Source organism: Segetibacter aerophilus (assembly GCF_007991655.1).
Lineage (GTDB): Bacteria > Bacteroidota > Bacteroidia > Chitinophagales > Chitinophagaceae > Segetibacter > Segetibacter aerophilus.
The window spans coordinates 319,106-334,175 of sequence record NZ_BJYT01000006.1 but is presented as its reverse complement, the minus strand read 5'-3'; the positions used below and the strand labels follow the sequence as shown (position 1 = coordinate 334,175).

The window sequence follows — 15,070 nt, the reverse complement described above, 5'->3', positions numbered from 1 at the left end:
CTACTGTTGGAAGTAAAGTAGCAGATGATCCACCTTGAATGTTCTTGGCCAGCTGAGCTATTGTCGGATATTCAAATATCAAATTGATATCTACTTCAACTCCAAGCTTCTTTCTGATAGCAGATATCACTCTTATTGCAAGCAATGAATCTCCACCTAATTTAAAAAAGTCATCATGAACTCCTATGTCTTCTACTTCAAGCAAGTCCTGCCATACTTCGGCAAGCTTTAATTCTATATCGGATGCCGGTGCAATAAACTGGTCGGTCTGCTCTTCAGGTTCACCTGCTTCCGGTAGCGCCTTCTTATCTATTTTACCATTAGATGTTAGTGGCAAATCCTCCAACTCTATCAACAGGGAAGGAACCATGTATTCAGGCAACTTCTCACTTAGTAAGTTCTTTACCTGCTCCTTATTTCCCGGGTTATCTGTTACTATATAGGCTACCAGCCTTTTATTTCCTTCTTTATCTTGTTTGGCAATTACTACTGTCTGTCTTACCAACCCGCTTTGAAGTATTGCACTTTCCACTTCACCTAATTCGACCCTATAACCTCTTATTTTAACCTGGTCATCAACCCTTCCCTGGTACTCAATATTTCCGTCGGGAAGCCACTTTCCTAAATCTCCTGTTTTATAAATTCTTGCCCTATTTTCATTGAAAGGATGTTGAACAAACTTTTCTGCAGTTAGCCCCGGCCTTTTTAAATAACCTCTTGAAAGTCCGGCACCGCCGATACAAATTTCTCCTGTTACTCCAATAGGCAACAGTTGATTACTTTGATTTAAGATGTATAGTTGTGCATTGTCTAATGGCTTTCCTATAGATATTCCGTTCTTAATTTTCTCAGCTTCTGATACCGTATAAAAATGATAAGTACTACAGCCAACAGTAGCTTCGGTAGGACCATATTCGTTTATAATTTCTACTTCAATATCATTCTCAACGAAATAGTCGAAATGCCCTGGCACTAATGCTTCACCACCCAACACCAATTTCTTGGTTAACTGCCTTAAACTTTCATCTTCCAATGATGCCTTCAGCAATTCAATGTGAGCAGGTGTGATTTTCAGGAAGTCGAAGGGTGCATACTTTAAAAGGTTTGGATCCTTGAAGACTTCATGTTGTTGTTGCTTGCCTATTACAATTGATTTACCAGCTAACAATGGCATAAATACGCCGGTTATGGATGCATCAAAAGTGTAAGACAAATGAATGAAAGTACCAGTATTGTTACTGTCTTTATTTATATAATTAGCCTTATTATTCAGAAGGTAGTTAAGCAGAGAACCGTGCTCTATCATCACTCCTTTTGGCTTTCCTGTTGAGCCGGAAGTGTAAATAATGTACGCAAGATGGGTGGCAGCAATGTCTACATTAAGATTGTTAGATTGAGTTGCGAACGAGCCAACATTTGCGTCTATTTGTATTATGTTTAATCCTTGTATGCCACGTAATTTTTCGCTGCTTTCCTGGCTAGTTACAACGGTCGTTGCGTTAGTATCTTCAAGTATAAATTGTATTCTTTCTAATGGATAGGCAGGATCAATTGGTACATACGCTGCTCCTGCTTTTAGGATTGCCAGGATACCGATAATCATTTCAAATCCGGGCTCTATACAAATGGGCACAAGCATTTCTGCTTTTACACCTTCGTTTTGTAAATAGTTTGCAAGTTGATTTGAACGTTCGTTAAGTTCTCTATAGGTTATTTGTTCATCGCCAAAAATTAAGGCTATTGCATTTGCCTTTTCTACAGCTTGCTCCTCACATAAAGAAACAACTGTTTTGTTAGACGCAACAGCAGCAGTATTGTTAAACGCTACCAGCAATTGTTGTTTTTCTTCCGCGGTCAGCAGTTCGATTTCACCTACAGTAGCATTTGAATTTTCAGTTACCTGCTTTAGAACATTTTTGAAGTGATTTTCTATTTCCCGTAAATAGGTTTCCTGTAATAATGTAGCATTGTAGATAACTCTTATACTTATTTCTTCAGCGATAGAAACAGTTAAACTAAAAGGATAGTTGTTTTGCTCATGAATGGATAAGTTCTCGATCTTAAGTTTCCAATCATTAGCAGTAAGAATCTTGTTTATTGGATAATTCTGAAAAGTTACCGTGGTATCAAATAAATTTCCTTCTACATTTGTCCAATTCTGCACATCATGAAGTGAAGAGTACTGATATTGTCGCGATGACACCTGGTCTTGCTGAAGTAATTGTAACCACTCTGAAATGCTCTGATCTTCTTTCAACTCCGACTTTAGCGGCAATGTATTGATGTACATCCCTACACGCTGCTCAATATTTGCTAAATTATCAGGACGTCCTGAAACGGTTACACCAAATGTAATTTTGTTGCTTCCGGAATATTGATGAAGAAGATAAGACCAAACGCCTTGCATAATTGTACTAACCGTTAATCGGTTGCGTTTTGCAAACGCTTGTACCTTTGACGTCGTTTCGGAATCTATCTTTAAATACTCTGTTTTAAATTCTCCAACACCCCTGTTTCTATCTGCAGTGCTTGAAATGAAGGGCAGCATGGTGCTCTGCTCAATGTGCTGTAGATAATTGCGCCAATATGTTTCTTCCTGGTATTTGTCTTTGCGATCAAGGAAACGGATATAATCTTCAAACTTGTCGTCTTCAATTATAGCTACTTCTTTGCCATCGGACAGTAATTCGTAAGATTCCAAAAACTCTTCTATAATTATCGGTAGTGACCAACCATCAAACAAAATATGATGAGACGTCCATAACATCAGGTAGCGGTCTTCACTAACCCGTATTAATGCAAGCCGCATTATTGGGGCAGTTTTAAAATCGAACCCTTTGCTCCTATCCGCTGCTTTGTATTTATTAATCGCAATAACCTGTTCCTCAGAAGACATCGAACTGTAATCGATTATGGAAACAGGTATCTCCACTTCCTTATAAACACACTGAACAGGGATACTGAAAGTATCATGATAAAATGCGCTTCGCAGAATACTATGACGTTTTACAACAGACTGCCAGCTCTCTTTAACCAACTCAATGTTGGGATTAATGAGATCACATGAAAGTTGTTCTATATAAGCACCTGCTTCTTTGTTGTACAAGCTATGGAACAACATACCTTGCTGTATTCCACTTAACTTATAAAGTCCATCGATCTGTTCTTTTCTCTTCCGGCCTTCAACATTTTCTTCTAAAAACTTATCAAGCTCCCTGTAGTTAACTTCTGCACTTAAGTCAAAATCAGATGGGGTAGCGACTGACTTTTCCTGTTTAAGACAATGGGCAATAAGTGCCGTTAGGTTGGTGATATAAGAGGAAGCAATGGTTTCAATAGTATCCTTATCAAAATGCTTCTTACTGTAACTCCAGTTAAAGATTAATTCTCCTGCCTGAACAGAACTATCTATGGCTAGCTTTTCATCAACTCTTAAATTTTCACTTCTGCTTGCTCCCGCTCCTTCTGCAGCGCCTTTAAACCACTTACTTTCCCCGGATACATTGTCTAATTGACCGAGGTAATTAAATACAACGTCCCACGATTTTGCATTCGTTAAAGTCGCTTCTTTATTGATGTATCTAAGAACTCCATAACCAAGCCCTTTGTTCGGGACCTGCCTAAGCTGTTCCTTTACTGTTTTAATAAGTTCATCATTACTGGTTGCTGGCCCAAGCTCTAATAAGACAGGGTAAAGATTAGTAAACCAACCAACTGTTCTACTAATATCTAAACCTTCCTCTATGTCTTCTCTACCATGTCCTTCGAGGCCTATTATAATTTTATCTGTTGCACTCCAGCTACATAAAGTTTTTGCAAGTGCACCCAGTAGGAGGTCATTTATTTCTGTGTGGTAAACTTTTGGTACTTGTTGTAGTAGACTTCGGGTCTGCTCTGCTGCCAGCCTTAATTGATAATGTGCTGTGTCTTTTACCAGTACTACGCCGTCAAACTTATTATCCACCGCGACCGGCTCATAGCTTTTGACAATATTTTGCCAGTATCCTATTTGCGACAATAATTGTTTGCTTTGTCCATATTGCTGTAAGCTATTATACCATTGACGGTAAGAAGTGCTCTTGCTACCCAGATCAACTTTTTGCTTATCTAATAACTGCGATATTATCACCTCAAGATCTGCCAAAAGGATTCTCCAGGACACGCCATCAACTGCAAGGTGATGTATTACAAGCAAGAACCTGTTGTCCTCCTCCGTATCGGGAGTTTGTATTAGTACCGCTTGAAATAATTTCCCGGTTTCTATGTCTAGTAAAAACTGATACTTATTAGCAACGTCCGCTATGATTGAATTAATAGATCCTTTAACGTTGGAAAGATCTTCATAGCTGAAGCTTGCCTGTTTTGAAGTGTACTCCTGCTGCCACTTGCCATCTTTTTTGTAAAATCTAAATCGCAGCGAATCATGGAAGGTTGAAAGCTGCTTTACAGCCGCTGACAAAACATCTTCAGTAATCGACTTATTTATAGATAGTAAAACACTTTGATTGAAGTGGGAAACGTCGCTACTTTCTTGTTCCAAGTACCATTGCTGAATTGGAAGCAAGCCTGCGAAACCCGTTAATTCGCCTTGTTCAGCACGAACTGCTATAGCACTGCGATCTGCTATAGCCCTTGTTATTCTTGCGATAGTTTGATGAACAAAAATATCTTTAGGCTGAAGGTGATAACCTAAACGATTTGCCCGACTAACAACTTGTATAGTTAAAATACTATCGCCGCCAAGCTCAAAGAAATTGTCCTCGATGCCTATTCTTTCTACACCTAAAAGTTGTTGCCATATTTCTGCCAGCGCTCGTTGAAACTCCGTTGCAGGAGCTACATATTCATTAACGGTAAGTTTAGTAGCGTCCGGTTCTGGCAAGGCTTGCTTATCTACCTTTCCATTGCTTGTTAATGGTAAACTATCAAGCTCTACCCACAGCGCAGGAACCATATATTCGGGTAACCGTTCAAGTAGGAAAGCACTGATTGCATGCTTATCAAAAGCAGTCTTAGCAACTATATAACCAACTAATCGCTTAGTGCCATTGTCATCTTCTTTGGCTAGCACTACAGCCTGGCTTACCTGTTCGCTTTGTAAAAGCACACTTTCTATCTCTCCAAGCTCTATTCTATAACCCCTGATTTTTACCTGGTCGTCTATTCTTCCTAAATATTCAATGTTTCCGTCGGCCCGCCATCTACCTAAGTCTCCTGTTTTGTATAACCTTTCAGTATTATCATCAAAAGGATTTGTAACAAATTTTTCTACTGTTAACTCTGGCCTGTTTAGGTAACCTTTTGATAATCCTGCTCCACCTAACAATATCTCACCGGGAACACCAATTGGAACTAATTGATTGGCGTGATTAGCGATGTAAGCAGTGCGGTTAGTTACCGGACGACCGATAGGTATGGAACTATTTACCTCGTTTTCCTGAATATTATAAGTTATTGAGAAGGTCGTATTTTCGGTAGGACCGTAACCATTAATAATTTCAATAGAAGGATCGGCCTGTCTTAATTTCTCAATATGTTTTTCGGATAGTTTTTCACCACCAACAAGTATTGTTTGTAATCCTGCAAACACTGTTATGTCAGTTTCAACCAATTGATTAAACCAACTGGAGGTGAACCACATCTTTGTCACTTTATTGGCAGATATCTCTGCTTTAAGTAGTTGGCTATCTAATAAAGTATTTTCAGTACATAGTACTAATTGACCTCCATTTAACAGCATACCCCAATACTCAAAAGTGGTAGCGTCAAAGGAAGGTGAACCTGTTGACAGCAGAATGTCTTTATCTGTTAACGAGACGTATTCCGCTCCCTTAACAAGGCTTACTACATTGCCATGTTCTACCATAACACCTTTTGGCGTGCCTGTAGAACCGGATGTATAGATTATATAAGCCAGGGCAGAAGGGTTTATGGCAGCTTGTACATTATCTTTTGATTGCTTTGAAACAATTGACCACTCTTTGTCTAAATCTATAAACTCAACATCTTGTAGGGTTGGAAGCTTTTTGCGACTCTCTTCACTGGTTAAAATGAACCTTGCAGCGACATCGTTCAACATGAACTTGATTCGTTCAACCGGGTAATCGACGTCAATTGGAACATAAGCTCCGCCTGCCTTCAATATTCCCAGGATACCAACAATGAGTTCAAGGCTTCGATCAATGCAAATGGGCACACACGTTCCTTCCTTTATTCCCTTCGTTTTTAGATGAGAAGCTAGCTGGTTTGCTCTTTCGTTAAGTTCTGCATACGATAGTTTCTTGTCTTCAAATATAACTGCGGTAGCTTCAGGTGTTTTTAGAGCCTGTTCTTCAAATAACTCAACAATTGTTTTTTGAGAAGGGTAAGCTGCAGATGTATTATTAAAAGATTCAAGCAATTGATACTCCGCGGCTGGTATAGTATTGATGGAACTTATTCTGGAATTTAGTTCCTGCGGAAACTGTTCAAGAATATAAAGCAGCCGGTTAGCTAATAACTCAACTTCTTTAGTACTGAAGTACTCATTCTTATAATGTATGTGAAGTTGTAGAGCCCTGTTTTTTCCATAATCACGCCAAACAAGTTGTAAGGGCGTTACTTCATACTCATTGGCCAATCTTAGTACTGTTGCACTAACACCAAGACCAAAATCATTTTCAAAATTTAAGGGCTCGTAGTTTACTACAATCTGGGTCAAATATCCTTCCTCAAAATCAGAAGTGGCAAAATGCCGGCTTAGGTCACCTATTAAATAATTTTGATAACGGTAGTCTTTTCTTTGAATTTGTGATATCTCTTTAAGAAGGTCGAGTAATATCTCCTCCTCGTTATACCCCCCTTTAAAAGGTTGAATTCCGGAAAACATTCCAATGATACTTCTTAGCTTTTTCGAACCTCTTTTGTGAAGTGGTATACCAAAAACGAATTCTTTTTCATTGGTAGTTTTAGCGAAGTAAATGATAAGGGCAGCAATGGTTAATTGTTGCATCCCCACTTTAGTGAGTAGCTGTAAATCTTCAAATAGTTTTTTTTGATCAGCCGTTAGTTCCAAAATGAACGTGGAGCTTTTCCTCCCAACATCATGACCAAAGAATTTCTTTGTCAGTAGTTTTTTAGGCTTCGTTTTTATTTTTTCTTTCCAATATTCACCCTCCAAATCATATTCCGGGGAATTATAGAACTCGGTAGCTTTCACTGCTTCCTCTACATAAGAAGGATAACTTACTGGTAAGTTATCCCCTGCTACTAAAGACCGGTATTGTGTTGCGAGATATTGTACCCAGACGGTAAAACCGTACCCATCGGTAATCAAATGGTGGTATCGGCAAAAGAACCAATGCTCCTTCTCTTCTATTTTTATTATTACATGCTCAAATAGCAGGTTGTTCTTTTCAATAGCAAACGGAGTATTGAACTTCTCCTGCATCCAATTCTGAGCTAGACTTCTTGCATCGTCCTGCCCAGAAAAATCGAGCTCCTGAACTTCTACTTTTTCGTAATCTTCATCCACGATAAAAGACGGAACAGAGAGGTCCGGGTCGAACCTCATCTTGTAAACGTCAAATACTTTGGGTGCCGCCTGAACAATGTCCAGGAACTTTTCTTTATTAAAACTTCCTACGAGTTTAATATACCCTCCGATGTTGTAATGAGGACTTTCAACATTAAGAAGTTGATCTATATAAACTTCCTTTTGTGATGGATGTAAAGGGAAGGGCTTTTTTTTCATACTAAACCTCGTTCGCTATTTTTCAAAAAGCTTTCGACTATTGGATTAATTAATTACTACTAAAATGGTTACTACTACTTTAAACTATTTTTTGATGGATTCCTCTAATTAAATATTTAAGCTGGCAACTTCCTTATCATACAACAGTTCCTTCTCACCAAATAAACGCTCAGCTACCATTCCCCTGTTTCTGCAAATTTTGACCAGTTTATCAGATTGTACTATTGGATTAGATTCATCTGTATACTTAATACTGCTTATAAACTCGCACCATGGCTCCTGTCCCATTGCATATACATACAATTCTTTCGGATTGAAGATGTTGACCAATGACAACCCTTTTTCACAATCCGAACCTGCAAGTCTCCTACTTCCGTCCATGTCCCTTGCTAATTTCTTAGTCAACAATGGCCCATACAACCAGGTGAGAGGAGCACCATCGCATTCCATACCAATAAACATTACATCTACATCGCCAATTTGCTTATGGATATGATCGTAAAGCTTCGGTTCAACAATTCGAGAATCGGCCAGAAACAATAATTTGAAACTTCCAATCTTAACCAGGAAACAAGATTTTGTAAGAATGTTTAAATCACTGTGCTCACCTATAAAGGGCAACGCCGTGATAATTGCATCGCTAAATTTGATTGTCTCCATTTCATCCATCGCAAACACGTTGTTAAAGCCAACGTTATTGAACATTAACTTAAGATCAGGATCTTCCAGCTTTCCGCTATTTGTTCTGGGAACAATCAGATTTTTTATCTTATGTCTTAATGGGAGAAGCGTTTCAAATAGAATATGATCCTGGTGGTTGTGCGTAATAAGAACGTAATCAATCATATCAGGAAGATCAACGTCCGAAAAATGATCAACACTTGAGTGGTAGCCGTAATAGCTGATTAGAGGATCTACAAGTATGCTGATATCCTTGGTTTCTACCAAAATACAGGCATGTCCAAAGTATCTCATTCTTATCTTGTCACCTGTATATTTCTGGTAGGGAGGTGGAGGTGTGTCAGTAAAGAAAGAGTCAAAAAGATCTTCCTTTGAAGCCGGTATACCCAGCATCGCTTTCACATAACCCAATGATTGAGGCACCCTCTTCATTTTTGCCAATTCATCAATACCAGGATGGTCAAAAGGAATATTTAGGTTGAGAACGTCTTTCTCCTCCAAACGGGGAGTACTTAAACAAAACGGTCTTTCATCGTTGTTAGTAATCCACATCGCAATACTTTGAGAGCTTTTGTTATAATATTCACTATTATATAAAAGCGACTCAAAAAACCTGAAACCAGGGTTGTTATTGCGGTCGTAATATAATTCTACATACCCTTTTAGAATATTTGGCACCTTCTCGTAGACTGTTTCCAACCCGTAGCCCTTTGCCTCTGTCGCCAACATTCTATCGAGCTCCTTTATCGCTTTAGCAAATTGTATTACTTTTTCCTGCTTTTCAACAGTCTCCTTTTGTAGCGCCTCCACTTCGTCAATCCTTCCGCCCTGAAAATCCATAAAAGGACCACCCCGCATTTTAGGATTTAAAACTGCCTCTGCATGTATTGAAGGAGCCGACAAATAAGAATCTATTATTGTTAGATGTCTTGAAACAATATTCATTGCTGCAGTTGCAGGCGAAATGAGATGGCTCCATGCGTACCATTTATCAACTAACGGTTCAAGAACCACGTTAGGCTTCAAATACATTTGTTTGTTTTCCATATATTGTAGTCTTTCTTAATTCGTTTTGTATGCTTTTTCTAAAAACTCAAAATTAATTATATAAAAAATAGAAAGTTTTTATTCCCACCTCCGCTTTGCACATATAATTTCTTTCTGCAGTTTTACCTCCTTAAAAGATAAGAATACTTGCAAATAAGCTGCAATACTAGATATTATTATTCTAATCCGCCATGTGAGCTTTATAAACACATAAAACATTAACTTCTAACCGTCCGCTAAGTTGATTTTAAAATTCCGTCAAAAATTACAGCCTGATATATTGTAAACGGATAAAGCATTTTAAGTATTGCATGTTACACAACTCCTATTTCAACCAAAAAAGTCTAAAAAATAATATATTGTTATACTGCGTTTATAACAATGCCAACAAAATAAAATATTGATGACTTTATTTTAATTTATTTTGGCTTTTTTTTAGTATCCAACAATCAACAGCGTTTATACTTTACTTTTTATGAGGATCTTTTTATTAATCGTATCTGCCATTATCACCATTGTGTTAATTTTCCTGTTAAGCACATCACTTTCCATCTCCGGAAGTAAAACTCCTCGTTTTGGAGCTTTTCTTAGTCCCCAGAATGGCTTCTGGCAAAATGCTGAAGCTTCAAACATAGATTTTAATGAAAAATTTACCTCGGCTCGTTTGGATGGAAAAGTGGATGTTTTTTTTGACGAACGCCTGGTACCCCACGTTTATGCTGAAAAAGAAAACGATGCCTATTTTGTACAAGGATACCTCCATGCTAAGTTTAGACTTTGGCAGATGGAATTTCAAACATACGCAGCAGCCGGAAGGCTAAGCGAAATAATGGGTAAGGGAAAAGCTTTTTTGGAAAAAGATAGATTTTTCAGAAGGCTGGGTATGGTCTCCAGCGCGGAGCAGTCTTTGAAAACACTTGAAGCAAATAGCGTTACAAAGAGTGAACTAGACGCCTATACTAATGGCGTTAATGCTTATGTAGAAACTTTAGACCCTGCTAAATATCCTTTAGAATATAAACTGCTTGATTACAAACCTGAGAAATGGACTAACCTCAAAACGCAGTTGTTTTTTAAGTACATGTCATATGAACTAGCCGGTTTTGATTCGGATTTTGAAATGACAAATGCGCGAAGCATCTTTTCTCCCGCCGATATTGAACAACTTTATCCTATTGCTCCGGATAGTCTAGATCCTGTTGTTGCCAGGGGTACTACATTTCAAAACGCAAGTCACATCCCAAAAAAACCTGGTAACGCCGACTCCATTTATTTTCATTCTTCAGGTATATCTAATAGTACCCTTATTCCACAGCCTGACAAAAATAATGGAAGCAATAACTGGGCAGTTGCCGGCAGTAAAACGAAAAGCGGTGCGCCTATCCTTTGCAATGATCCTCATCTTGGTTTAAATCTTCCTTCGCTTTGGTATGAAATGCAACTTTCGTCACCAACTCTTAACACCTACGGTGCAACATTTCCAGGATCACCTTCAGTTATTATTGGTTTCAATGACAGTTGCGCGTGGGGGGTAACGAACGCGAGTCGAGATGTTAAAGACTATTACGAAATTGAGTTCAGAGATAGCACTATGCAGGAGTACATGTTTAACGGTAAGTGGCTGAAATCGACATTTCGAAATGAAATTATCAAAATTAAAGGCGAGCCTGACGTAACCGAAAGAATAGCCGTTACTGTCTTGGGACCGGTTATGTACGACAAAACTTTCCCAAACGTATTAAAGGATGGCAAATACTACGCCCTAAGATGGCTGGCTCAAGATACCAGCAATGAGCTGCTTGCATTTAATAAATTGAACCATGCGAACAACTATGCCGATTATTTAAATGCCATTTCAAATTATCAATGTCCCGGTCAAAATTTTGCTTTCGCGTCGAAATCAGGAGATATAGCAATCAGGCAAGAAGGAAAGTTTCCGGCAAAATGGCAAAGGCAGGGCGATTATTTAATGCCTGGAGTTGATAGCAGTTACGCCTGGCAGGGCTTTATTCCTAACTCTGAAAACCCTGCGATGACGAATCCTGCAAGAGGTTTTGTGAGCAGTGCTAACCAACTTGCGACTGATAAAGATTACCCCTACTATCTTGCCGGCAGACCTTTTATTTACCGGGGAATTATTATCAATCGTTGGCTAAACCGTCTATCAAACATCACTGTGGAGGACATGCAGCAAATGCAAACAGATACTTACGACGTTTTTGCGGAAATGGCCCGACCGCTACTATTAAGGTATTTAAACCAGCAAGATCTTTCTAACGATGAACTGAGTTACATAAATAAATTGAAGGAGTGGAATTTAAGGACTGACTACAATGAAGAAGGTCCGACAATATTAGATAAATGGTGGAGGCGGTTGCAAAAAGAAGTGTTCAGCGATGAATTTGCAAAAACAGCTTTGCCAATGCGAACTCCTGACAACAGTACTTTGCTTGAAGGTTTGCTTCGTGATAGCACCTTTAAATTTGTTGATAATATATCTACTCCACGGGTGGAAAGCTTGCGTCAAATTGTTTCAGCTTCCTTCAAAAAAGCTGCTAAAGATTTAGATACCGCAAAACAAAGTGACTATTTAATTTGGGGGAAATATAAAAATACTGGTTTGAAGCATTTGTTGAACATTCCTTCTTTTAGTAGACAGCAGCTAGAAATGGGCGGCAGTCTCAATAGCATAAACGCGAACTTTAGAAATAACGGTCCAAGTTGGAGAATGATTGTACAACTAAGCAAGGATACCGAAGCATATGGAGTTTATCCGGGCGGTCAAAGCGGAAATCCGGGCAGTAAGTATTATGACGACTTTGTCGATGATTGGGTGAAAGGGAAATATTTTAAACTGCTGTTTTTAAACAAACAGGAAGGGCAGAATAGCGACAAAATAAAATGGAAGATGACATTTTCTAAAGCTTAATTTTTATTCATGAAATTTCTAATAGCCACGATTCTTACTGCGTTACTAAGTTTTGCAACCGCCTTATTTTTACCTTGGTGGATCATTGCCTTGGTTGCTTTTATTGTAGCTGCAGTTATTCCCCAGAAACCTTTATTGGCTTTCCTATCTGCTTCAATTGCAATATTTCTTTTGTGGGGTTTCCAGTCTTACTTGATCGATCAACAAAACAATCATCTCCTGGCCGCCAAGGTTGCTGACTTATTGTTTCATAAAAAGTCATACCTACTTATCATTATTGTTACTGCAATTGTAGGAGCAATTGTTAGCGGCTTTGCTGGTCTGACGGGAAGTCTATTAAGGGCGGTGATTGTTCATAACGGACGAAATAAGAAAAGTTGAATTGCAGTTGAAAGGGAATAGGTTGAGTTGTTTTGTCGTGCTTACGTTTGTATCATTGCTGGAAATAAGAAAATACTATTAGTGATGAAAATTTTTGCCACTGCCTTAATTATTATGTTGTGCTTCATTCAAGGAAAAGCCCAGGAAAGTAGTAAACAAGTATTTAAAAGATTTGGGTTCACATTAGGAAGTAATTATTCAAACATGATTTTTAGCAAGGCATTTCCGATGCCGGAAACATCAGGGAATATTAAACCAAAACCTGGAATCTCCTTTGGTTTCAGGTTATATGTACCAATTAAAGACCAACTCAGCATACAAACAGAATACTCTTTTTCCACCCGAAATGCAACGGCGGAAAAATCGGAAAGAAACTATTCCCTCAGTTACCTTTCTATCCCCGTGTTGTTGAAGTATAAGTTGTCCCCTCGATTTTTTATTGCTGCAGGTCCCGAGGCAGATTTATTGATTTCTTCAAAACGGACAACAAAAGGTATAAAGGAAGATCTTGAGCACCAGACCGAAGCAAGAAATGTGGGCGTAGTGTTAGGGGTTGGATATAATATTTATAAATCTCTTAATGTTAACGCCAGTTATCTTAAGGGTCTTATCAATGTGGGATTAGAATCCACTGAATTTAAGTACGAAATAGCTCAGCTATCTTTAGGAATAGATTTTTAAGCACATCAAATTAATCAGTTAACCTTTTCTCATTTCTTCATTAACCATCTCTCCTTTTAACAGCTGGTACAATCGCTCAAACTTTTCAAATTGCTTTTGATAGACTTGGTGATTTTTTCCGTCAGGTTCATAAGTGGAAATAATATTGAACTTAAGGATTGTTTCTATTCCCAGCGCTTCGGCGCCTAACATCACTGCACCTAAAGCTGAGCTTTCTACGGTATCGGAAACAAGCACTTTTAGACCGGAAATATCAGCCAACATCTGCACCCATAATGGACTTTTTGCAAACCCACCTGACCCATGTAGTTCACTTACTTCGTGTTGCTGTGCTAAAATGGATATAATACTGTACATACTAAAAATAACGCCTTCAAGAGAAGCACGCACCATATGTGCCTTTGTATGTTGAACGTTTAGGCCGAAGAAAACGCCCTTAGCATTAGCGTTCCAAATAGGGGCTCGCTCGCCCAGGATATATGGAAGAAATAACAAATCGTCGCTTCCGGGCTTAATCACTTTTGCCTTTTCAAAAAGCTCATCGTAATCTTCCTTAGCCTCTAACAGACTTTCTTTCAACCATTGAAGAACAACTGCTCCATTATTATTCGCACCGCCCGCCACATATAAATCGTCTTTCAGGTGATAGCAGAACGTTCTCATGCCGGCATCTGTTTTCGGCTGCGATATAATCATTCGCGCAGCGCCACTTGTACCAATAGTAATTGCCATTGCCTTACCTGTTGCACCGGTTCCCAGGTTGGACAGTGCACCGTCGCTTGCTCCCACCACAAAGGGCACCTCCTTTATATTAGTAAGACCGTTGAAAGTATGGTCGCGAAAAATGGCTTTCGTAGAAACGACAGTTGAAAGGCGATCGGCGGTAATACTTACATAATTTAATATTTCCTCATCCCATTGGAGAGACTTACTATTTAGCAATCCGGTAGCTGAAGCTATAGAAGTATCGACAACAAACTGACTAAAAAATTTATAAAAAATAAACTCTTTGATACCGATAAACTTGAAAGCAGTTTTAAATATTTCAGGTGCATTTTCTCTTAACCACAATAATTTGCAAAGTGGTGACATTGAGTGAATTGGCACTCCTGTCGAGTGGTAAAATTGTTCACCTTCTTCCGTTGCTCTTAGCTTTTGAGCAATTAAGTCCGACCGGTTATCTGCCCAAATGATACATTGTGTAAGTGGCTTGCCTTTCTCATCTACTGCTATCAAACTATGCATTGCGGCACTAAAAGAAATGAATATGGGAAGATGTGGAGCAAGCGTTAGAACAACTTTATTGATAGCATTGACGACAGCCGTAAAGATTATTTCGGGGTCCTGCTCACTCCAACCGGTTTGTGGATGATGCATTTGATACGGGAATGAACAGTCTCCGACAACTTGACCCGTTTCAGAAAACGCTACAGCTTTTGACGAGGTAGTCCCTATATCAATTCCAAGATAATATTTCATGTATGTAGTATAAAAACGACGGTCAAAGCTGGAGAAACCCGATTGCAGGTCTGTCTTTAAAACGTAATTAATGCCGAGGAATGCGATTCTGTTCAAGAGCGCGACGCAACAATAGCTAAGTTTTAATACTACTGCCTGCT

The 15,070-nt window shown here is 38.8% G+C and carries 6 protein-coding genes; 3 read left to right on the top strand and 3 right to left on the bottom strand.

Features of this window, described 5'->3' with window-relative positions:
• Window positions 1–7,732, bottom strand: a 7,732-nt coding sequence (locus tag SAE01_RS10210) for a non-ribosomal peptide synthetase (RefSeq protein WP_147203649.1), incomplete at its 3' end; no start/stop codon positions are given.
• Between the two features lie 108 nt (window positions 7,733–7,840).
• Window positions 7,841–9,460 carry an MBL fold metallo-hydrolase gene (locus tag SAE01_RS10205; protein ID WP_147203648.1) on the bottom strand — a complete coding sequence of 540 codons (1,620 nt, stop codon included), beginning with the start codon at window positions 9,458–9,460 and terminating at the stop codon, window positions 7,841–7,843.
• Between the two features lie 475 nt (window positions 9,461–9,935).
• Between SAE01_RS10205 and SAE01_RS10200 the strand changes: the two genes are divergently transcribed.
• The 3 genes from SAE01_RS10200 to SAE01_RS10190 all read left to right on the top strand — a co-directional run bounded on the left by SAE01_RS10200 (window position 9,936) and on the right by SAE01_RS10190 (window position 13,451).
• Complete coding sequence (locus tag SAE01_RS10200) at window positions 9,936–12,389, top strand: penicillin acylase family protein (RefSeq protein ID WP_147203647.1); 2,454 nt, start codon at window positions 9,936–9,938, stop codon at window positions 12,387–12,389.
• 9 nt (window positions 12,390–12,398) lie between these two features.
• Window positions 12,399–12,770, top strand: coding sequence for a hypothetical protein (locus SAE01_RS10195; protein WP_147203646.1), 372 nt, complete (start codon window positions 12,399–12,401; stop codon window positions 12,768–12,770).
• An 84-nt stretch (window positions 12,771–12,854) separates the two neighbouring features.
• Window positions 12,855–13,451, top strand: a complete 597-nt coding sequence (locus tag SAE01_RS10190; RefSeq protein WP_147203645.1) for a porin family protein — start codon at window positions 12,855–12,857, stop codon at window positions 13,449–13,451.
• 18 nt (window positions 13,452–13,469) lie between these two features.
• Here the strand turns inward: SAE01_RS10190 and SAE01_RS10185 are convergent, their stop codons facing one another.
• Window positions 13,470–14,930 carry a gluconokinase gene (locus tag SAE01_RS10185; RefSeq protein WP_147203644.1) on the bottom strand — a complete coding sequence of 487 codons (1,461 nt, stop codon included), beginning with the start codon at window positions 14,928–14,930 and terminating at the stop codon, window positions 13,470–13,472.
• Window positions 14,931–15,070: the final 140 nt, after the last annotated feature.

Bases quoted from the DNA above. Each gene is read 5' to 3' on its own strand.
- SAE01_RS10205 (WP_147203648.1), bottom strand. From the start codon at position 9,460: ATGGAAAACAAACAAATGTATTTGAAGCCTAACGTGGTTCTTGAACCG.
- SAE01_RS10200 (WP_147203647.1), top strand. From the start codon at position 9,936: ATGAGGATCTTTTTATTAATCGTATCTGCCATTATCACCATTGTGTTA.
- SAE01_RS10195 (WP_147203646.1), top strand. From the start codon at position 12,399: ATGAAATTTCTAATAGCCACGATTCTTACTGCGTTACTAAGTTTTGCA.
- SAE01_RS10190 (WP_147203645.1), top strand. From the start codon at position 12,855: ATGAAAATTTTTGCCACTGCCTTAATTATTATGTTGTGCTTCATTCAA.
- SAE01_RS10185 (WP_147203644.1), bottom strand. From the start codon at position 14,930: ATGAAATATTATCTTGGAATTGATATAGGGACTACCTCGTCAAAAGCT.